The following is a 19,375-nucleotide window of genomic DNA, read 5'->3' as shown; positions in this document are numbered from 1 at the left end:
GGACCTGACAACGGTCCCGGGCCCTTCCCCGTACGCACTGGAGTACGCCCTACTCCGGCTGCCTGGCGGCCGCCGCCTTGCGGGCCTTCTCGGCCTCCTCCTCCGCCTCCATCTCGGCGAAGACGTCGATCGGCGGCGGAGCCTTCGCCAGGAAGACCCAGGTCAGATAGACCGCGAGCAGGAACGGCGGGATCTTCAGCGCGACCAGGACCCAGCCGAACTGGGTCGTGTCCGCCCACCAGTACAGCGGGAAGAGGATCGCGCACTTGCCCAGCAGGATCAGGCCCCAGGCCCAGCTCGCCTTGGCGTACGCCTTCTTCCGGCCGGGGTTACGGGTCCGCCAGGAGAGGTTCTCCTTGAAGACCGGGCCCAGGATGAGGCCGATCAGCGGCACACCGGCGAGCGTCGTGATGATGTACGCGAGGGCGAGGCCCAGCGTGTACAGCATGCCCGGCAGGTAGAAGTCCTTGGCGTTGCCGGTCATCATCGCGAAGACCACACCGAACGCCACGCCGAAGACACCGCTGAAGGCGTGCTTGACGGTGTCCCGGCGGATCAGCCGGACGGCGACCAGGACCAGGGAGACCGCGAGCGCCGCGATCGCCGAGATGTGCAGGTCCTTGTTGATCGTGAAGATCGTCACGAAGAGCAGTCCGGGCACGACCGTCTCGATCATGCCCCGCAGGCCGCCGAAGGCCTCGAAGAGCGCGGCCTCGGTGACCTCCTTCGACGCCTGGCGTTCCGATGCGCTCCGGGACCCCTGGGCGCTGTGGCCGCCCTGGCCGTCCGTTGCGTCCTGATCCGTCGTCGGCTTGTCGAGCGACGTCACCGGCTACTCCTGTCCGAGCGGTCGGAGCTCGTATTTGGGGTTGAAGAGGACCCGCCGGCCGTGGCTCATGGAGATCCGGCCGGAGGCGATCAGCTTGCGGCCCGGCTCTATGCCCACGATGGACCGCCGGCCCAGCCACACCACGTCCAGCGGGGCCGTGCCGTCGAACAGCTCGGCCTCCAGGGCGGGCACACCGGCCCGAGGACGCAGCGTGACCGTGCGCAAGGTACCAGTCACCTTGACTATCTGGCGGTCGGAGCACTCGGAGATGCGCGTGCAGCCCGACGCCTCGGCGTCCTCCTGGAGCTCTTCGGACTCCAGGTCCTCCTGCGAGGTGGACAGCCGGTCGAGCATCCGGCGGAAGCGTCCGGCCGGCTTCTCTGTACGGGGTGCGGCACTCATACAGAAAGCGTACCGGCCCCTGCCGACAGCGGAACCGGCCCCGATCACCGGGTCAGCGGGGCGGCGGGGGAGCGCGGGTCAGCGGGGCGGCGGGTCAGTGCTCGAAGCGGTAGCCCATCCCCGGCTCCGTGACGAAGTGCCTCGGGTGCGAGGGGTCGGCCTCCAGCTTGCGCCGCAGCTGCGCCATGTACACCCGCAGGTAGTTGGTCTCGGTGCCGTACGACGGGCCCCAGACCTCCTGCAGCAGCTGCTTCTGGCTCACCAGGCGCCCGCTGTTGCGGACCAGCACTTCGAGCAGGTGCCACTCGGTCGGCGTGAGGCGGACGTCCCGGCCGTCCCGGTGGACCTTCTTCGCGGCCAGGTCGACGGTGAAGTCCTCCGTCTCGACCGTCACGACGCCGTCGTCCCCGCCGCCGACGGGCTCGGCACGGCGCACGGCGGCGCGCAGCCGGGCCAGGAGCTCGTCCATCCCGAAGGGCTTGGTGACGTAGTCGTCGGCGCCCGCGTCGAGGGCCTCGACCTTCTCGTCGGAGGTCTGGCGCGCCGAGAGCACCAGGATCGGCACGCGCGTCCAGCCGCGCAGGCCCTTGATGACATCGACGCCGTCGATGTCCGGCAGGCCGAGGTCGAGGACCACGACGTCGGGGTGGCGTTCGGCGGCGAGCCGAAGGGCGGTGGCACCATCGGGGGCCGCGTCCACCTCGTACTTGCGTGCCTTGAGGTTGATCACCAGCGCGCGGACGATCTGCGGCTCGTCGTCGACGACGAGAACCCGGGTCATCGAAGGCTTCCTTCTCTCTGCTTCGTACGTCTGGAGGAACGGTTCGTCGGGGAGGACGGGGAACGGTGTGCGGTCACGTGCCGACCCGGGCGGGCAGACCGGAGCCGGACGGCGGCAGCGGCCTGGTCACGGCCGTGAGGGTCAGCGTCATCGTCAGGCCGCCGCCAGGGGTGTCCTCCGCGGTGATGGTGCCGCCCATGGCCTCGACGAAGCCCCGGGCGACCGCGAGGCCCAGGCCGACGCCGGAACCGCGCGGGGCGTCCCCGAACCGCTGGAACGGCTCGAAGATGCGCTCCTTGCTCTCGTCCGGCACTCCGGGGCCCCGGTCGACGACACGCAGCTCGACCCGGTCGCCCAGCGCGCTGGCGGAGACGGTCACCGGCATCCCGTCGGGGCTGTACTTCACGGCGTTCTCGACGACGTTGGCGACGACCCGCTCCAAAAGCCCCTTGTCGACCTCCACCATCGGCAGGGTCTCGGGGATGTCCAGCTCCGCGCTCCCGTCGGGCACCCCGCCGAGCGCCATGGGGACGACCTCGTCCAGGTCGATCGGGCGGATCAGCGGGGTGACCGTACCGGTCTGCAGCCGGGACATGTCGAGGAGGTTACCGACCAGGTGGTCGAGCCGGTCCGCGCCGTCCTCGATGCCCGCGAGAAGTTCCGCCCGGTCCTCCTCGGACCAGTCGACGTCGTCGGAGCGCAGGGAGGAGACGGCGGCCTTGATGCCGGCGAGCGGGGTACGCAGGTCATGGCTGACGGCCGCGAGGAGCGAGGTGCGGATCTTGTTGCCCTCGGCCAGCTTGCGGGCCTGCTCCGCCTCGCCGACGAGCCGCTGCCGGTCCAGGACGACCGCGGCCTGGGCGGCGAAGGCGCCGAGGACGCGCCGGTCCTCGGCGGGCAGGACGCGGCCGGTCAGGGCGAGCGCCAGGTGCTCGCCGACGGGCATGTCCACGTCCGCGTCCTCGGGGCGGGCGACGGGGTGCTGTCCGACGCTCGCCGCGCGGGTCCACGGCTCGACATCGCTCTCGCGTTCGAGGAGGGTGACCGACTCCATGGAGAAGGTCTCCCGGACGCGTTCCAGCAGGGCCTCCAGGCTGGACTCCCCGCGCAGCACGCTCCCGGCCAGGAACGAGAGCACCTCGGACTCGGCCCGCAGCCGGGCGGCCTGGTGGGTGCGCCGGGCGGCGAGGTCGACCACCGAGGCCACGGCCACGGCGACGCCGAAGAAGACGGCGATCGCGACGATGTTCTTGGGGTCGGCGACGGTGACCTGGTGGAGCGGCGGGGCGAAGAACCAGTTCAGCAGGAACGAGCCGAAGACGACCGACGCGAGGGCCGGCAGCAGCCCGCCGAGCAGCGCCGAGGCCACGGTCAGCGCCAGGAACAGCAGCATGTCGTTGGCGAGGCCGAGGTCGGCGTCGATGTGGGTGAGGAACAGGGTGAGCAGCGCGGGGCCCACGACGCCGACCAGCCAGCCCCAGATGATCCGGGAGCGGCCGAGCCGGGCGCCCCGGGCGACGGGCAGGCCACGGCCCTTGGCGACCTCGTCGTGGGTGACGATGTGGACGTCGAGGTCGGGGCCGGACTCGCGGGCGACGGTCTGGCCGACGCCCGGCCCGAGCATGTACTGCCAGGTCTTGCGTCGGCTGGAGCCGAGGACGATCTGGGTGGCGTTGACGCCCCGGGCGAACTCCAGGAGGCCGGAGGGGATGTCGTCGCCGATGACGTGGTGGAACGTTCCGCCCAGGTCCTCGACCAGCGTGCGCTGGACGGCGAGTTCCTTGGGCGAGGCTGCGGTGAGGCCATCGCTACGGGCGATGTAGACGGCGAGCACCTCGCCGCCCGCGCCCTTCTCCGCGAGGCGCGCGGCGCGCCGGATGAGCGTACGGCCCTCGGGGCCCCCGGTGAGGCCGACGACGATCCGCTCGCGGGCCTGCCAGGTGGAGCGGATGCCGTGCTCGCCGCGGTACTGCTGGAGGTACTCGTCGACCCGGTCGGCCGTCCAGAGCAGGGCCAGTTCGCGCAGGGCCGTGAGGTTGCCGGGGCGGAAGTAGTTGGCGAGGGAGGCGTCGATCCTGTCCGGCTTGTAGATGTTGCCGTGGGCCATGCGACGGCGCAGGGCCTGGGGCGACATGTCGACCAGCTCGATCTGGTCCGCCCGGCGCACGACCTCGTCGGGGACGGTCTCCTGCTGGCGCACGCCGGTGATCGACTCGACGACGTCGCCCAGCGATTCGAGGTGCTGGATGTTGACCGTGGATATGACGTCGATCCCGGCGGCGAGCAGCTCCTCGACGTCCTGCCAGCGCTTGGAGTTCCGGGAACCCGGCACGTTGGTGTGGGCGAGTTCGTCGACGAGCGCGACGCCCGGCTTCCTCGCCAGGACGGCGTCGACGTCCATCTCGGTGAAGGTGGTGTCGCGGTAGGCGATCGTGCGGCGCGGGACCTGTTCCAGGCCGTGCAGCATCACCTCGGTACGCGGCCGGTCGTGGTGCTCGACCAGGGCGACGACGCAGTCGGTGCCTCGCTCGACACGGCGGTGGCCCTCGGAGAGCATCGCGTACGTCTTGCCGACGCCCGGTGCCGCGCCGAGGTAGATCCGTAGCTTGCCGCGTCCCATGGCATGACCTTACGTCCAGAGAATCGGACATTCCGCACCAGGAGCAGGCCCGACAAGCTGTATTGACGTGATCCTGATGGGCGGGGCGAACGGCGGCCCGGACGGGGGGATCGGATACCGGATATTGGATATCGGACGCTGGATATCGGATCCAATGCCCGCCCTCCGATATCCAATGTCCGCCTGTCCCCGGTCAGTGCTCGATGATCTCGCCGTCGTTCAGCTCCAGCACCCGGTCCGCGAGCCCCAGAAGCTGCGCGTCGTGGGTGGCCACCAGGGCCGTCACGCCCTCGCTGCGGACCACCGCCCGCAGCAGGTGCATCACCGCGAGTCCTGTCTCGGCGTCGAGCTGGCCGGTCGGCTCGTCGGCGATCAGCAGGGCCGGCTTGTTGGCGAGGGCCCGGGCGATGGCGACGCGCTGCTGCTGGCCGCCGGAGAGCTCGCCGGGGCGCTGGGCCGCGTGGTCGGCGAGCCCGACCAGGGCGAGCAGGAGGGCCACCCGCTCCTCGCGCTCCTTGGGGTCCGCCTTGCGCAGCCGCAGCGGTACGCCCACGTTCTCGGCGGCGGTCAGGATCGGGATGAGCCCGAAGGACTGGAAGATGAAGCCGATACGGTCCCGGCGCAGCTCCAGAAGTCCGTTCTCGCCGAGCTCCGCGAGGTCCGTCCCGTCGATGGTGATCCGGCCGCCGTCGGGGCTGTCCAGGCCGCCCACCAGGTTGAGCAGGGTGGTCTTGCCGGAGCCCGAGCGGCCCTTCAGCGCGATGAGCTGCCCGCGCGGGATGTCGAAGGAGACCCCGCGCAGCGCGTGGACGGCGGCCTCGCCCGTACCGTACGAGCGGCGCAGATTCTCGACGCGGACCATGGGTCCGCCGGCCGGGTCCTCGGCCACCGCCGTGCCGGACCGGGCGCTGCTCTCGCTCATCGCTGTGCTCCCCCTCGTCGAACGTGTGCGCCCGTCAGTATGGGCCGCCGACGGTCCGCCCGACCAGGGCCCGGAACGCACCGGTGGGCCGTATTCCGGACAAGGTGTTCGGAATACGGCCCACCGGCCTCGATCATGAAGGGGAACGGAACGAGGTCAGCGGACCTCGGTGATCTCCGGTCCGCGCTGGAGCTGGCCCATGCCTCCGGAGAAGCGGGAGCCCTCCTGCTCGTCCTGCTGCACGCCGTCCGGCACCATCTGCGCGTCGTTCGGCAGCTTGAGGACGATCGGGTCGCGCGGGGCCATCGGGCCCTCGCCCCGGACCACCACGGTGTCCCGGACGATCTGCTCCAGCAGACCGGCGGTCTCCGGCTGCACGGCGCCCTGGCCGGAGATGACTCCGCGCAGGAACCAGCGCGGGCCGTCGACGCCCACGAAACGCACCAGCTGCACACCACCGGTGCCGTCCGGAAGCTGCACCGGGACCTGCGCCCGCAGCTCCCAGCCCAGCGGGCCCTCGACCTCGTCGATGACACCGCCCTGCTGCGTGATGCCGGAGGCGATCTCCTCGCGGACCTCGCCCCAGATGCCTTCCTTCTTCGGCGCGGCGAAGGCCTGCAGCTGGACGGCGCTGTTCTGCAGCACGACGGTGGCCGCGACGATCGCGTCGCCCGCCACCTCGACGCGGAGCTCCATGCCCTCGACTCCGGGCACGAAGATTCCGCCGAGGTCCACGCGGCCGTCCTCCGGCTTGGAGACCTCGGAGATGTCCCACGGTCCGTCGGGCCGGGGCGCCGGCGGAAGGTTCACCCGACGCGGCGCGCCGGCCGTGTCGTCAGTGTCGACCTCGTCGACGACCTGCTCGGCCTCGCCCGCTGCGTCCTCAGCGGTACCGCTCTTCTTGCGACGTCCGAACACGTCACTGTCCTTCCCGGTCGGATACGACCGAAGCGTATCGATTCCCACCCGTGGTGCCGTCCACGGCGGCATGACCGCCGGTGGACCCGAAGCCCCCCTCGGCCCGCGCCGAGCCGGGAAGCTCCGCCACCTCGTGGAAGCGCACCTTCTCGACCTGCTGGACGACCAGTTGGGCAATCCGGTCGAACCTCTCGAACCGCACGCTCTCGCGCGGGTCCAGATTGACCACGATCACCTTGATCTCTCCACGGTACCCGGCATCCACCGTCCCTGGGGCATTCACGAGGGCCACTCCGCAGCGCGCGGCCAGGCCGGAGCGCGGGTGCACGAAGGCGGCGTAGCCGTCGGGGAGCGCGATGGAGACGCCGGTGGGCAGCACGGCCCGTTCCCCGGGGGCCAGGACGGCCGCCTCGGTGGTCACGAGATCGGCCCCGGCGTCGCCGGGGTGGCCGTAGGCGGGGATCGGTACGTCGGGGTCGAGGCGTCGGATCAGGACGTCGAGAGGGGGGTTGCTCATCAGGGGTTCACCTCGAAGGCGCGGGCGCGCCGGACCTGGTCGGGGTCGGACATGGCGGCCTGGATCTCCTCCGGGCGGCCGTTGTCGATGAAGTGGTCGACCTTGACCTCGATGAAGAGGGCGTCGGCGCGGACGGCGACGGGGCCTTCGGGCCCGCCGATCCGACCGACCGCGGTCGAGTAGATCTTGCGCCCGTGCACGGCGGTGACCTCGGCCTCCAGGTGCAGGACGGTGCCGACGGGGACGGGCCGGGCGAAGTCGGTCTCCAGGCGTCCGGTGACGGCGATGACCCGCAGCAGCCAGTTCAGGGAGCCGAGGGTCTCGTCGAGCGCGGTGGCGAGGACGCCGCCGTGCGCGAGGCCGGGGGCGCCCTGGTGGTCGGGGGTCACCGTGAACTCGGCGGTGACGGTCACACCCTCGCCGGCCCGGGCCTCCAGGTGGAGTCCGTGGGGCTGTCCGCCGCCGCACCCGAAGCAGTGCGCGTAGTGCGCGCCGAGCAGCTCGCCCGGGGCGGGCGCGTCGGGGTGGCGTACCGGCGGTATGGCGTCGGCCGGCGGGGTCAGGGCGGGAGATGTTGCGGTCACAGGCGCAGACCTTACCCGCGAGGCCAGGCGCGGGTCGCGCCGTGCCAAGCTTGGAGTCATGCAGCCTTCCGCCTCCTCCCCCGTTCCGGCCGCCGCGACGGCCGCGGTGCCGCGCTTCGACGAGCGGCTGACCGCTCCCGGCTCCTGGTGGGTCATCACGGCTCTGCTGGGTCTCAGCGGCGGTCTGGTCACGTTCCCGCTGGGCACGGTCCCGATGCTGGGCGGCCTGATCGTCGCGGGCGCGCTGGCGGCCGTGGCGGTGTCGTCGTACGGCTCGGCGCGGATCCGGGTGGTGTCCGGTTCGCTGGTCGCGGGTGACGCGCGGATCCCGGCCTCGGCGCTGGGGACGCCGGAGGTGCTGGACGCGGAGGAGGCGCGGGCCTGGCGTACGTTCAAGGCCGACCCGCGCGCGTTCATGGTGCTGCGCAGCTATGTGCCGCGTGCGGTACGGATCGAGGTCACGGACCCCGAGGACCCGACGCCGTACGTCTACCTCTCCAGCCGTGACCCGGAGGGCCTGGCCGCCGCCCTCGAAGCGGCCCGTGCCGAGGGCCAGGAGCGCCGCTAGAAGCCGATCTCCTTGGGGTTCTCGGGCTGCTCCAGCGGGGCCAGCCCCTCGAGGGCGGCCCACGGGACCTGGCGCGCGCGCAGGTCCTTGCGGACGTGTTCGGCGAGCTTCCTGGTGTCGCGGCGGTTCATCACGGCGCCGACGGCGGCTCCGACCATGAACGGCATCAGGCTGGGCATGTTGCGCACCATGCGCTTCATGATCTGCTGGCGCAGCTCGCGTTTGAGCTGTCCGCCGAGTGCCGCGTTGACGGTGGTCGGCTTGGAGGGGTCGATGCCCCGCTCCTCGGTCCAGGAGGTCAGATAGGCCGTCGACCGCTGCGTGAGCGTGCCGTGCGGCCTCAGTCCGTACACCTCGTGCAGCTCGGCGATGAGCTTGAGCTCGATCGCGGCCACTCCGGTGATCTCCGCGGCGAGTTCGGCGGGCATCGCCGGGGGTACGGGCAGCATCGCGGCCGCGCCGACGCCGGCGCCGACGGTCGAGCTCGCGTTGCAGGCGCCCGCGACGAGTTTGTCGGCGATCTGCTCGGGGCCGAGCCCGGGGAAGTGCCTGCGCAGGGTCGCCAGGTCCCGGACGGGGACGCGCGGGGCGATCTCGATGATCCGGTCGGCGAGGTAACCGATGCCCGCTCTGGCGCTCTCGCCGCTACGCTTCACGCCGCGTTTGACGGCGTCGATCCGCGCGCGGTCGAGCTTCATACGGTCCAGCTGGACGCGCGCCGGTTCGGCGACGCGTCGGACGAGCCGGCGGCCGCCGCGTGAGGCGTCCCGCTCCTCCGGATCCGGCGTCGTGGCAGCTTCGAGCGAGGCCGAGGGGCCTCGCTCGTCGTCACGTGCGCCGAGGGAGGGCAGGAAGGCGTTCTGCTCGGCTTCGGTGGCCTCCTGGACCGCCTCCGCCGGGTGCGAGCCGCCCTGGTCCGCCTCCGGCTTCCCATGAAGCCGGAAGCGTCGCTTCCGAGACGGTGTGTCGCCTGCCACGGCCGACCGATCTCAGTCGCAGTCGCGGCAGATCGGCTGGCCGTTCTTCTCCCGAGCCAGCTGGCTGCGGTGGTGCACGAGGAAGCAGCTCATGCAGGTGAACTCGTCGGCCTGCTTGGGCAGGACCCGTACGGCGAGCTCCTCGTTCGAGAGGTCCGCGCCGGGCAGCTCCAGGCCTTCGGCGGCCTCGAACTCGTCGACGTCGACCGTCGAGGTCGACTTGTCGTTCCGGCGGGCCTTCAGTTCCTCAAGGCTGTCCGAATCGACGTCGTCGTCGGTCTTGCGTGGGGTGTCGTAATCCGTTGCCATGTCGCTCTCCCCCTCTGGGTGGTTGCGGTGTCTCCAGCGCACGTAACGCGTGAGAGGCCGGACTTGTGCCCGACCCGAGGCGGAGATTTTGCCTCACATCAAGGTCTGTTACTCAATCGACACCCAACCGGCCCTCTCACGAGTGATCGGCTTTGGGTGGCGAAGCGGACCGTACACGGTCCTCCTGCCGTCCTTCACGGGCGCCACCCCGTGTACTTCCCGTCATTCAAGGCCCTGGAAACCCGGACTTTTCCGGGTTTTCCCACGAATTTTCGATCACGGAGAGTAGAGCGCCGGATGCGCGTTCCTGTGATCGATCACACACGTGCGTCTCAGGATCGGGACTCAGGAATTCTGCGCAAAGCGAACAGAACCGGCTGGTACTCGAAGTGTGTCAGATCGGCAGAGTGACACGCATCACGAGACCACCGCCTTCGCGGGGCTCCGCGATGATACGGCCGCCATGGGCGCGCGCGACGGACCGGGCGATCGACAGGCCGAGTCCGACTCCCTTGTCGCTCCCTGTCCGCTCCTGTCGCAGCCGTCTGAACGGCTCGAAGAGGTTGTCGATCTCGTACGCGGGAACCACGGGACCCGTGTTCGAGACCACCAGGACGGCCTGGCCGTGCTCGATCTCGGTGGTGACCTCGACCCAGCCGCCCTCCGGCACGTTGTACCGGACGGCGTTCTGGACCAGGTTCAGGGCGATCCGTTCCAGGAGTACTCCGTTGCCCTGGACGACGGCGAGCGCCCGCTCGCCGCGGATCTCGACGCCCTTGGACTCCGCCTCCGCGTGCACCTGGTCGATGGCGCGGGAGGCGACCTCCGCGAGATCGACCGGCTTGCGCTCGACGATCTGGTTGTCGCTACGGGCGAGCAGCAACAGGCCCTCGACCAGCTGCTCGCTTCGCTCGTTGGTGGCGAGCAGGGTCTTGCCGAGCTGCTGGAGCTCGACCGGCGCCCCGGGGTCCGAGAGATGGACCTCCAGGAGGGTGCGGTTGATCGCCAGCGGCGTGCGCAGCTCGTGCGAGGCGTTGGCGACGAACCGCTGCTGGGCGGTGAAGGCCCGCTCCAGGCGCTCCAGCATCTCGTCGAAGGTGTCGGCGAGCTCCTTCAGCTCGTCGTCCGGGCCGTCCAGCTCGATCCGGCGGGCCAGGTCGGACCCGGCCACCTGGCGGGCGGTCCGGGTGATCCGCCCCAGCGGGGAGAGCACACGGCCCGCCATGGCGTAGCCGAAGGCGAAGGCGATGATGCTCAGGCCGAGCAGGGCGAACAGGGAGCGGCGCAGCAGGTCGTCCAGAGCTCTGTCCCGCTGGTACTGGAGGCAGGCCGAGACGGCCTCGTTGAGCTGCTCCCCGGTGCCCGTGGCAGGCAGCTGGCACCAGGAGGTCGTCGGCTGGACCTCGCCCTTGATGACCTTGAACGGCAGCTCGCTGTCGCCCAGGGCCTGCGCGGTGAAGAGGTAGATGATCGACAGCAGCAGGATGCCGGCGATCAGGAACATCCCGCCGTACAGCAGCGTGAGCCGTATCCGGATGGTCGGGCGGAGCAGCGGCCTGACCGGGTCTCGGGGGTCCCAGGTCGGCTTCGGGGGCGCCTGTGGGTGCGCCGGGGTCGTGGCCACCGGGTCAGATCCGGTAGCCGGAGCCGGGCACCGTGACGATGACCGGCGGCTCGCCCAGCTTGCGGCGCAGGGTCATCACCGTGACCCGTACGACGTTGGTGAACGGGTCGGTGTTCTCGTCCCAGGCCTTCTCCAGCAGCTGCTCGGCCGAGACGACCGCGCCCTCGCTGCGCATGAGGACCTCCAGGACGGCGAACTCCTTCGGCGCGAGCTGGACCTCCTTGCCGTCGCGGAACACCTCGCGGCGGTTCGGGTCGAGCTTGATGCCGGCGCGCTCCAGGACGGGCGGCAGCGGCACGGTGGTACGGCGGCCCAGGGCGCGCACGCGGGCGGTGAGCTCGGTGAACGCGAAGGGCTTCGGCAGATAGTCGTCGGCGCCCAGCTCCAGGCCCTCGACGCGGTCGCTGACATCGCCGGAGGCGGTGAGCATCAGGACGCGGGTGGGCATGCCGAGTTCGACGATCTTGCGGCAGACGTCGTCGCCGTGGACCAGCGGGAGGTCGCGGTCGAGGACGACCACGTCGTAGTCGTTCACCCCGACCCGCTCCAGGGCGGCGGCGCCGTCGTACACGACGTCGACGGCCATGGCCTCCCGGCGCAGTCCGGTGGCCACCGCATCGGCGAGCAGCTGCTCGTCCTCGACGACGAGTACGCGCACGTCGGTCATTCCTTCCCTCGGGGCCCCTGCCCTCCACGCGGACCGGGCGGCTCTCCAGCACTGACTGTGCGTGTCCATCCTGCCCCGTACGCGCGTAAACCGGCTGTAAGACGGCGGTCGGGAGGCGGGTGCGGGACGCCGAGAGGGCCGGGGGGCGTGTGGAAGCACGGGTGGGGGCAAAGGGGGCGTGCGAAGAATTCACCTGCTTCCCGGGCCAGTTGAGGTTTCTCTGAGGAATCGCGTGGGGAGGACGTCTGCACACCCCGTGATCACGCCCTGCTTTGTGGCACGCGTACGTGGCAGCCACATGCCGCTCTGTCCCCCAGAGGTCGCAGCGTGTGATCCACCCACCCTCGGCACACCCCCGTGCCATCGACCCATGACGAGGGGGCGCACCATGGACGCTTTCACCGCAGGACTCCTGCAGCGCATAAGGACCGCGCAGACCGACCTCACACGGGCACGCGAGACGGGCGACGACTTCCTCGCGGAGGTCGAGCAGGCCGAGCTCGACGACCTGCACCGCCTCGCCGCGGAGCACGGCGTGGAGGTCGGCGCCGCCAGCGCCTGACCTCGGACAAAGAGGCCCCGGTGTCCACGACACCGGGGCCTCTTCCGTGTCCAGGACCGGACGGGACGGCTCAGTCGTGCCAGGCCCCGAGCTCTTCGAGGAGCTGCTGGAGGGGCTCGAAGACGCCCGGCGGGGCCGCGACGGCCAGCTCGCCCGAGGGCCGCTCGCCGGGCCGTCCGCCGGTCAGGGCGCCCGCCTCGCGGGCGATCAGGTCACCGGCGGCGAGGTCCCAGGGGTTGAGGCCCCGCTCGTAGTAGCCGTCGAGCCGGCCGGCGGCGACGTCGCAGAGGTCGATGGCGGCCGATCCACCGCGGCGGATGTCGCGCAGGCGCGGGATCATCCGCTGGGCGACGTCGGCCTGGTGGGCGCGGCGGGTCTGGACGTAGGCGAAGCCGGTGGAGATCAGCGCCTGGTCCATGGGCGGCGCGGGGCGGACCGCGAGGCGGCGAACCCCGTCGGCCGCGCCGATGTACGCGCCGCTGCCGAGCACCGCGCGGTACGTCTCGTTCCGCATCGGCGCCTCGACCACACCGACGACGGTCTCGCCGTCGCGCTCGGCGGCGATGGAGACGGCCCAGGTCGGCAGCCCGTAGAGGTAGTTCACCGTCCCGTCGAGGGGGTCGACCACCCAGCGGACGCCGCTGGTGCCGGGGCTGGCGGCGCCCTCCTCGCCGAGGAAGCCGTCGTCCGGCCGGTGTTCGGCGAGGAAGCCGGTGATCAGCTTCTCGGCCGCGATGTCCATCTCCGTGACGACGTCGATGGGGCTGGACTTCGTCCTGGCGACCCCCAGGTCGTCCGGTCGGCCGTCCCGCAGCAGCGCGCCGGCCCGGCGTCCGGCCTCCACGGCCAGGTCCAGCAGTTCGGCCAGCAGGGGGTCGATCGGGGCGGGGTCCGTCGGCGTGGGGTGGGTCTGTGCCGTGATCTCGGGGTTCTCGGGCTCGGTCACCAGGGCTCCTCAGGCGTACGGACTGTCGGCGCCGGCCGCCGCGGGCCGCTCCGCCCGGGCGGGGCAGCAGCCGATCGGGCAAAGGTCGTGGGAGGCACCGAGGGTGCCCAGCGCGCAGCGCTCGGCACGGACGCCGCGCTCGCTCGCCGCGCGCTCCAGGACGAGGTCCCGTACGGCCGCGGCGAACCGGGGGTCGGCGCCGACGGTCGCCGAGCGGCGCACCGGGAGGCCCAGTTCGGCGGCCTTGGCGGTGGCCTCGGTGTCGAGGTCGTAGAGGACCTCCATGTGGTCCGAGACGAAACCGATGGGGACCATCACCGCGGCCGGGACGCCGGCGCCGTGGAGCTCCTCCAGGTGATCGCAGATGTCCGGTTCCAGCCACGGGATGTGTGGGGCGCCGCTGCGCGACTGGTAGACGAGCTTCCAGGGGTGGGCGACACCGGTCTCCTCGCGGACGGCGTCGACGATCACCCGGGCCACGTCCAGGTGCTGACGGACGTAGGCGCCGCCGTCGCCGTGGTCCCCGACGGGGCCGGAGGTGTCGGCGGCCGAGTCCGGGATGGAGTGGGTGGTGAAGGCGAGGTGGGCCTCGGCCCGGACGGACTCGTCCAGTTCGGCCAGGGAGGCGAGGACGCCCTCGACCATGGGGCGGACGAAGCCGGGGTGGTTGAAGTAGTGCCGGAGCTTGTCGACCCGGGGCAGCGGCAGCCCCTCCGACTCCAGCTCGGAGAGCGCGTCGGCGAGGTTCTCGCGGTACTGCCGGCAGCCGGAGTAGGAGGCGTACGCGCTGGTGGTGAGGACGGCGATGTGGCGCCGGCCGTCGGTGACCATCTCCCGCAGGGTGTCGGTGAGGTACGGCGCCCAGTTCCGGTTTCCCCAGTAGACCGGCAGGTCGAGGCCGGCCTCCGCGAAGTCCTCGCGCAGCGCGGCGAGCAGCGCGCGGTTCTGGTCGTTGATCGGGCTGACGCCGCCGAACAGGAAGTAGTGCTGCCCCACTTCCTTGAGCCGTTCCTTGGGAATGCCTCGGCCGCGGGTCACGTTCTCCAGGAACGGGACCACGTCGTCCGGGCCCTCGGGGCCGCCGAAGGAGAGCAGCAGGAGGGCGTCGTACGGGGCGGGATCGTGCTGATCGGACATGGCACCGATCCTCCCATCCTTCCCCTGCCTGCGGCGGGGAGGCCCCTCCTGACGTCCACGGCCCGGCCCGTCCGAAAATGCGGCTGCGGCACGCAGTTCAACACCGTAGGCTTTAGCTATTAATTACACGTGTTGAGTCGATGCCCGGAGATCCCCTTGCCCAGTCCCTACCGCGCGATCTTCGCGGCGCCCGGCACCAGATCCTTCTCGGTCGCCGGATTCATCGGCCGTATGCCGCTGTCCATGATGGGCATCGGCATCGTCACGATGATCTCCCAGGTCACCGGGCGGTACGGTCTCGCGGGCGCGCTCTCGGCGACCATGGCCATGTCCGCGGCCGTCCTCGGGCCGCAGGTCTCCCGGCTGGTCGACCGGTACGGCCAGCGCCGGGTGCTGCGCCCGGTCACCCTCGTCTCGCTCGTCGCGGCCGCCGGACTGCTGCTCTGCGTGCAGCAGAAGGCCCCGGACTGGACGTTGTTCGTCTTCACCGCCGTGATCGGCTGCGTGCCGAGCCTCGGCGCCATGACCCGGGCCCGCTGGGCGGCCATCTACCGGGGAGAGGCGCGTCGGCTGCACACCGCGTACTCGTGGGAGTCGATCGTCGACGAGGTGTGCTTCATCTTCGGCCCGATCATCTCCATCGGTCTGTCGACGATCTGGTTCCCCGAGGCGGGTCCGCTCTTCGCCGCCGTCTTCCTGGCCATCGGTGTCTTCTGGCTGACCTCCCTGCGGGCCACCGAGCCCGAGCCGCATCCGCACGACGGTCACTCGGGCGGTTCGGCGCTCCGCTCCCCCGGTCTGCAGGTCCTCACGCTCGCCTTCGTCGCCACCGGCGCGATCTTCGGCTCGATCGACGTGGTCACGGTCGCGTTCGCGGAGGAGCAGGGCCACAAGGCGGCGGCCAGCCTGGTCCTCGCGGTCTACGCGCTGGGCTCCTGCCTGGCCGGCGCGGTCTTCGGCCTGCTGCACCTCAAGGGGGAGCCGTCCCGCAGGTGGCTGCTGGGTGTCTGCGCGATGGCCGTGAGTATGATCCCCCTCCTACTGGCCGGGAACCTGCCGTTGCTGGCCGTGGCGCTCTTTGTCGCGGGCCTCTCCATCGCACCGACGATGGTGACCACGATGGCCCTCGTCGAAGCGCACGTACCGCGCACCAAACTGACCGAGGGCATGACCTGGACAGGGACCGGGCTCGCCGTCGGCGTGGCGCTCGGCTCCTCGGCCGCCGGCTGGGTGGTCGACGCGTCGGGTGCGGAGGCGGGGTACGTGGTGCCCGTCGTCTCGGGCGCGCTCGCGGTCGCGGTGGGTCTCCTGGGGTATCGCCGGCTGCGCAGGCCGGTGCCGACGCGGGAGGGGCAGCGTGAGCGGGCAGACGGAGCGGTGGACGAGCACAAGGGCGGCGAGCAGCCCGTGGCGTAACTGGGCCGGGAACGTCACCTCCCGTCCCGCGCGGGAGGTACGCCCGGCTTCGGCCGAGGAGCTGGCCGACGCCATCAGGACGGCCGCCGAGGACGGGCTGCGGGTGAAGACGGTCGGGACCGGCCACTCCTTCACCGCGATCGCCGCCACGGACGGCGTGCTGATCCGCCCGGACCTGCTGACGGGCATCCGGCGGATCGACCGCGAGGCGATGACCGTGACCGTGGAGTCCGGTACACCGCTCAAGCGGCTCAACGTGGCGCTGGCCCGCGAAGGCCTGTCGCTCACGAACATGGGCGACATCATGGAGCAGACGGTCGCCGGGGCCACCTCCACCGGCACGCACGGCACCGGACGTGACACCGCCTCGATCGCCGCGCAGATCCGTGAGCTGGAGCTCGCGACGGCGGACGGGCAGCTGCTGACCTGCTCCGAGAAGGAGAATCCGGAGCTCTTCGCCGCCGCCCGGATCGGGCTCGGCGCGCTCGGCGTGGTCACGGCGATCACCTTCGCGATCGAGCCGGTCTTCCTGCTGACCGCGCGCGAGGAGCCGATGACCTTCGACCAGGTCACCTCGGAGTTCGACGCGCTGCACGCGGAGAACGAGCACTTCGAGTTCTACTGGTTCCCGCACACGGACAGCTGCAACACCAAGCGCAACAACCGCAGCGCGGGCCCCGCCGCACCGCCCGGGCGGCTCAGCGCCTGGATCGACGACGAGTTGCTGTCGAACGGCGTCTTCCAGCTCGCGTGCTCGGTCGGCCGCGCGGTGCCGCCGGTGATCCCGTCGATCGCCAAGGTCTCCAGCCGCGCCCTGTCGGCCCGTACGTACACCGACATCCCGTACAAGGTCTTCACCTCGCCGCGCCGCGTGCGCTTCATGGAGATGGAGTACGCCCTGCCGCGCGAGGCGGCCATCGGCGCGCTGCGCGAGGTGAAGGCGATGATCGAGCGCTCGCCGCTGAAGGTGAGCTTCCCGGTGGAGGTGCGGACGGCGCCCGCGGACGACATCGCGCTCTCCACGGCCTCGGGGCGCGAGACCGCGTACATCGCGGTGCACCTCTACAAGGGCACGCCCCACCGCGCGTACTTCACCGCCGTGGAGCGCATCATGACCGCGCACGGTGGCCGACCGCACTGGGGCAAGGTGCACACGCGGGACGCGGCGTACTTCTCCGAGGTCTACCCGCGCTTCGCCGAGTTCACCGCGCTGCGCGACCGGCTCGACCCCGACCGGCTCTTCACCAACGACTATCTGCGCCGGGTACTGGGCGACTGACGGTCACTCGGCCGACGGTCACTCGGCGGGCGTCGCGGCCTCCGGGGCGCCCGCGCCGGTGGACGGGGTGTCCGTCGGGGGCGGCGTGGGCGTCGGGCCGGTGGGCGGCGGGGTCGGGGTGGAGGTCGGCGGCGGGGTCGGCGTGGGCGTCGGGTCGCCGTCGGCGGAACCCGAGGGCGTCGGTGTGGGGTCGGGGGTGCTCTTCCCGGTGCCGGGCGTCCCGTCGTCGGTGGGGGCGCCGCCGCCGTCCCTCTCCTGCCGCTGGTGCTGCTGTCGCTGCTGCGGCGTGGGCCCGCCGTCGGACGGCTGCTCGTTCGTCGCCTCGCCGCCGCGTCCGACGACCGAGCCGAAGGTCGTCGTCCCCTTGGTGCCGCTGAAGTCCTGATCGGAGATCAGTTCGTAGCTGGTGATGCCTCCCATGGCGACCAGGAAGACGAGCGCGGCACCGACGGCCGATCGCTTCCAGCCGCGGACCCGCGTGCCGTGCGTGGTCGCCTCGCCGAACTCCTCGTCGTACGGGGGTGCTGCGGGCCCGCCGACGGTCGTGAGCACCTGGGTGCGGTCCGGGGCCGCCTGGCCGGCCGGGGTCTTCGACGGCTCGGCGTGGACGGCGACCACCCGTATCTGCTCTCCCGTGCGCTTGAAGACGTGTTGGAAGAGCGAGCCGCCGCAGGTCGCGATGACACTGATCACACCGGCGCCCAGGATCGTGCCGTACACACCGAGCGTGGAGGCGAGCTTGGCCGCCACGACGGCGGCGACCGCGGAGCCCGAGACCTGAGCGACGCTCAGGTCGAGCTTCTTCTTCTCGCCATTCTTCTCCTGCTCCATACCCACAAGGGACAAATGGGCGAAGTGAATAGTTCCGTTTCGGGGTTTTCTGTGAAGAGCGCCACGTGCGGTCGGAGTTCACGGAGACTCAACTCCCGTACCTCCCGTGAAGTTGGGCGGCGCGCCGGTCCACCCAGGTGGCCCGAATGGAGTACTGTGGCGATCCCTGGGTCCGGACTCCCTCATGGGTACCGGGCCACGGGGAGGGGGCCGAACGTGGCACTCGAACCGGCGGCGCCGCGGCACCGCACGGTCGCCCACTGCGGAGCGTGACCGTCGGTCACTCTGCGTCGCAAAAGGGTAACCGTGCCATAACGGCGTTCCAGGGCCCATGCCCGACACGCCGGGCAACTCGGCAAGGTTGTGGCAGGCTGCACCCGGGCAGGCCACACTCGACTAGCGGAAGCAGCGACGCACGTGACGTCGGCAGGCACCACCCGGGAGGTCCCCATGCCCGAACTGCGTGTCGTGGCCGTCTCCAACGACGGCACACGACTGGTGCTGAAGGCTGCTGACAGCACGGAGTACACGCTTCCGATCGACGAGCGGCTGCGCGCCGCCGTGCGCAACGACCGCGCGCGGCTCGGTCAGATCGAGATCGAGGTGGAGAGCCACCTCCGCCCGCGGGACATCCAGGCACGGATACGTGCCGGTGCCTCCGCCGAGGAGGTCGCCCAGCTCGCCGGCATCCCCGTCGACCGCGTACGGCGCTTCGAGGGACCCGTGCTCGCGGAGCGGGCGTTCATGGCCGAGCGGGCCCGCAAGACGCCCGTGCGCCGCCCCGGCGAGAACACCGGACCGCAGCTCGGTGAGGCGGTGCAGGAGCGGCTGCTGCTGCGCGGCGCCGAGAAGGACACCGTGCAGTGGGACTCCTGGCGCCGTGACGACGGCACGTGGGAGGTGCTGCTCGTCTACCGCGTCGCGGGTGAGGTGCACACGGCGAGCTGGACGTACGACCCGCCCCGGCGGCTCGTCCAGGCCGTGGACGACGAGGCGCGCGCGCTGATCGGCGAGACGGACGACACCATCGCCGCCGCGCCGGAGCCGAGCTTCCCGTTCGTGCCCCGGATCGCCCGGCTGCCGCGCGACCGGCCGCTGGACCGTGCGCTCGACCGCCAGATGGAGCGTCCGGCGCCGGTTCCCGAACCGGAGGAGGAGCGGGACTCGCTGACCAGCCTGCTGGAGGCGGTGCCCAGTTTCCGCGGCGACATGGTCGTCCCGGACCGGAACACCGAGCCGTCCTCGGCCGAACCCGGCGAGGAGCCCGAGGCGGAGGAGCCCCCGGCTCCCGCGGCCTCGGCCGGCGCGGGCTCGGCCTACGCCGACGTCCTGATGCCCCGTGCGGTCTCGGGCCACCGCGACCGCCTGACGGGCACCACGGACCGCCAGGCCGAGGCGGACGGCGTCCGCCCGGGCCGCCGCGCGGCGGTCCCGAGCTGGGACGAGATCGTCTTCGGCACCCGAAGGAAGAAGCAGGACTGACACC

At 71.4% G+C, this 19,375-nt stretch carries 20 protein-coding genes; 5 read left to right on the top strand and 15 right to left on the bottom strand.

Annotation, left to right across the window (positions count from 1 at the left end):
* Positions 1 to 49 precede the first annotated feature (49 nt).
* The 8 genes from ACWF79_RS33515 to ACWF79_RS33480 form a co-directional block, all read right to left on the bottom strand.
* Positions 50 to 829 carry a DUF3159 domain-containing protein gene (locus ACWF79_RS33515; protein WP_453731963.1) on the bottom strand — a complete coding sequence of 260 codons (780 nt, stop codon included), beginning with the start codon at positions 827 to 829 and terminating at the stop codon, positions 50 to 52.
* A 3-nt stretch (positions 830 to 832) separates the two neighbouring features.
* Positions 833 to 1,231, bottom strand: coding sequence for an OB-fold nucleic acid binding domain-containing protein (locus ACWF79_RS33510; RefSeq protein WP_453731962.1), 399 nt, complete (start codon positions 1,229 to 1,231; stop codon positions 833 to 835).
* Positions 1,232 to 1,325: 94 nt separating this feature from the next.
* Positions 1,326 to 2,012 carry a response regulator gene (locus ACWF79_RS33505; protein WP_453731961.1) on the bottom strand — a complete coding sequence of 229 codons (687 nt, stop codon included), beginning with the start codon at positions 2,010 to 2,012 and terminating at the stop codon, positions 1,326 to 1,328.
* Positions 2,013 to 2,085: 73 nt separating this feature from the next.
* Positions 2,086 to 4,632 (bottom strand): ATP-binding protein, encoded by a 2,547-nt coding sequence (locus tag ACWF79_RS33500; RefSeq protein WP_453731960.1) that lies wholly within the window; start codon positions 4,630 to 4,632, stop codon positions 2,086 to 2,088.
* Positions 4,633 to 4,825: 193 nt separating this feature from the next.
* Positions 4,826 to 5,554, bottom strand: coding sequence for an ABC transporter ATP-binding protein (locus ACWF79_RS33495; RefSeq protein WP_453731959.1), 729 nt, complete (start codon positions 5,552 to 5,554; stop codon positions 4,826 to 4,828).
* A 156-nt stretch (positions 5,555 to 5,710) separates the two neighbouring features.
* Complete coding sequence (locus ACWF79_RS33490) at positions 5,711 to 6,472, bottom strand: DUF3710 domain-containing protein (protein ID WP_453731958.1); 762 nt, start codon at positions 6,470 to 6,472, stop codon at positions 5,711 to 5,713.
* Position 6,473: 1 nt separating this feature from the next.
* Complete coding sequence (gene dut, locus ACWF79_RS33485) at positions 6,474 to 6,989, bottom strand: dUTP diphosphatase (RefSeq protein ID WP_453731957.1); 516 nt, start codon at positions 6,987 to 6,989, stop codon at positions 6,474 to 6,476.
* Positions 6,989 to 7,573 carry a PaaI family thioesterase gene (locus ACWF79_RS33480; protein ID WP_453731956.1) on the bottom strand — a complete coding sequence of 195 codons (585 nt, stop codon included), beginning with the start codon at positions 7,571 to 7,573 and terminating at the stop codon, positions 6,989 to 6,991. Before ACWF79_RS33480 ends, dut begins: the two co-directional genes overlap by 1 nt.
* A 58-nt stretch (positions 7,574 to 7,631) precedes the next feature.
* Between ACWF79_RS33480 and ACWF79_RS33475 the strand changes: the two genes are divergently transcribed.
* Positions 7,632 to 8,141: a DUF3093 domain-containing protein gene (locus ACWF79_RS33475; RefSeq protein WP_453731955.1), complete on the top strand. Its 510-nt coding sequence runs from the start codon at positions 7,632 to 7,634 to the stop codon at positions 8,139 to 8,141.
* Here ACWF79_RS33475 and ACWF79_RS33470 read toward each other — a convergent pair.
* The 4 genes from ACWF79_RS33470 to ACWF79_RS33455 all read right to left on the bottom strand — a co-directional run bounded on the left by ACWF79_RS33470 (position 8,138) and on the right by ACWF79_RS33455 (position 11,709).
* Positions 8,138 to 9,118: a hypothetical protein gene (locus ACWF79_RS33470; RefSeq protein WP_453731954.1), complete on the bottom strand. Its 981-nt coding sequence runs from the start codon at positions 9,116 to 9,118 to the stop codon at positions 8,138 to 8,140. The genes ACWF79_RS33475 and ACWF79_RS33470 overlap by 4 nt on opposite strands.
* Before the next feature lie 12 nt (positions 9,119 to 9,130).
* Positions 9,131 to 9,427 carry a DUF4193 domain-containing protein gene (locus tag ACWF79_RS33465; RefSeq protein ID WP_003955561.1) on the bottom strand — a complete coding sequence of 99 codons (297 nt, stop codon included), beginning with the start codon at positions 9,425 to 9,427 and terminating at the stop codon, positions 9,131 to 9,133.
* A 394-nt stretch (positions 9,428 to 9,821) separates the two neighbouring features.
* On the bottom strand, positions 9,822 to 11,051 hold the full coding sequence (locus ACWF79_RS33460; protein WP_453731953.1) for a sensor histidine kinase: 1,230 nt from the start codon (positions 11,049 to 11,051) through the stop codon (positions 9,822 to 9,824).
* A gap of 4 nt (positions 11,052 to 11,055) precedes the next feature.
* The gene (locus tag ACWF79_RS33455; RefSeq protein ID WP_158991339.1) at positions 11,056 to 11,709 is read right to left on the bottom strand and encodes a response regulator transcription factor; all 654 of its coding nucleotides are present in this window, start codon (positions 11,707 to 11,709) and stop codon (positions 11,056 to 11,058) included.
* A 397-nt stretch (positions 11,710 to 12,106) separates the two neighbouring features.
* Here ACWF79_RS33455 and ACWF79_RS33450 point away from each other — a divergent pair, with 397 nt between their 5' ends.
* Positions 12,107 to 12,280 (top strand): hypothetical protein, encoded by a 174-nt coding sequence (locus ACWF79_RS33450; RefSeq protein ID WP_315893340.1) that lies wholly within the window; start codon positions 12,107 to 12,109, stop codon positions 12,278 to 12,280.
* A 70-nt stretch (positions 12,281 to 12,350) separates the two neighbouring features.
* Here the strand turns inward: ACWF79_RS33450 and ACWF79_RS33445 are convergent, their stop codons facing one another.
* The gene (locus ACWF79_RS33445; RefSeq protein WP_453731964.1) at positions 12,351 to 13,160 is read right to left on the bottom strand and encodes an inositol monophosphatase family protein; all 810 of its coding nucleotides are present in this window, start codon (positions 13,158 to 13,160) and stop codon (positions 12,351 to 12,353) included.
* Between the two features lie 75 nt (positions 13,161 to 13,235).
* The gene (locus tag ACWF79_RS33440) at positions 13,236 to 14,363 is read right to left on the bottom strand and encodes a ferrochelatase (RefSeq protein ID WP_453731952.1); all 1,128 of its coding nucleotides are present in this window, start codon (positions 14,361 to 14,363) and stop codon (positions 13,236 to 13,238) included.
* Positions 14,364 to 14,519: 156 nt separating this feature from the next.
* On the opposite strand from ACWF79_RS33440, the gene ACWF79_RS33435 reads away from it, so the two are divergent.
* On the top strand, positions 14,520 to 15,779 hold the full coding sequence (locus ACWF79_RS33435) for an MFS transporter (protein ID WP_453731951.1): 1,260 nt from the start codon (positions 14,520 to 14,522) through the stop codon (positions 15,777 to 15,779).
* Positions 15,721 to 17,058 (top strand): D-arabinono-1,4-lactone oxidase, encoded by a 1,338-nt coding sequence (locus ACWF79_RS33430; RefSeq protein ID WP_453731950.1) that lies wholly within the window; start codon positions 15,721 to 15,723, stop codon positions 17,056 to 17,058. Before ACWF79_RS33435 ends, ACWF79_RS33430 begins: the two co-directional genes overlap by 59 nt.
* 18 nt (positions 17,059 to 17,076) lie before the next feature.
* Here the strand turns inward: ACWF79_RS33430 and ACWF79_RS33425 are convergent, their stop codons facing one another.
* Entirely contained in the window at positions 17,077 to 17,889 is an 813-nt protein-coding gene (locus tag ACWF79_RS33425) for a hypothetical protein (RefSeq protein WP_453731949.1), read from the bottom strand.
* A 417-nt stretch (positions 17,890 to 18,306) separates the two neighbouring features.
* Here ACWF79_RS33425 and sepH point away from each other — a divergent pair, with 417 nt between their 5' ends.
* Entirely contained in the window at positions 18,307 to 19,371 is a 1,065-nt protein-coding gene (sepH, locus tag ACWF79_RS33420; protein WP_453731948.1) for a septation protein SepH, read from the top strand.
* The last annotated feature ends 4 nt before the right edge of the window (positions 19,372 to 19,375 follow it).

Source organism: Streptomyces sp. NPDC054975 (assembly GCF_053609105.1).
This window is presented reverse-complemented; position numbering and strand designations above follow the sequence as displayed.

Excerpts from the sequence above, each read along its gene's own strand:
- ACWF79_RS33510 (WP_453731962.1), bottom strand. The coding sequence starts at position 1,231 with ATGAGTGCCGCACCCCGTACAGAGAAGCCGGCCGGACGCTTCCGCCGG.
- ACWF79_RS33425 (WP_453731949.1), bottom strand. The coding sequence starts at position 17,889 with ATGGAGCAGGAGAAGAATGGCGAGAAGAAGAAGCTCGACCTGAGCGTC.
- ACWF79_RS33500 (WP_453731960.1), bottom strand. The coding sequence starts at position 4,632 with ATGGGACGCGGCAAGCTACGGATCTACCTCGGCGCGGCACCGGGCGTC.
- dut (WP_453731957.1), bottom strand. The coding sequence starts at position 6,989 with ATGAGCAACCCCCCTCTCGACGTCCTGATCCGACGCCTCGACCCCGAC.
- ACWF79_RS33475 (WP_453731955.1), top strand. The coding sequence starts at position 7,632 with ATGCAGCCTTCCGCCTCCTCCCCCGTTCCGGCCGCCGCGACGGCCGCG.
- ACWF79_RS33440 (WP_453731952.1), bottom strand. The coding sequence starts at position 14,363 with ATGTCCGATCAGCACGATCCCGCCCCGTACGACGCCCTCCTGCTGCTC.
- ACWF79_RS33450 (WP_315893340.1), top strand. The coding sequence starts at position 12,107 with ATGGACGCTTTCACCGCAGGACTCCTGCAGCGCATAAGGACCGCGCAG.
- ACWF79_RS33505 (WP_453731961.1), bottom strand. The coding sequence starts at position 2,012 with ATGACCCGGGTTCTCGTCGTCGACGACGAGCCGCAGATCGTCCGCGCG.
- ACWF79_RS33465 (WP_003955561.1), bottom strand. The coding sequence starts at position 9,427 with ATGGCAACGGATTACGACACCCCACGCAAGACCGACGACGACGTCGAT.
- ACWF79_RS33495 (WP_453731959.1), bottom strand. The coding sequence starts at position 5,554 with ATGAGCGAGAGCAGCGCCCGGTCCGGCACGGCGGTGGCCGAGGACCCG.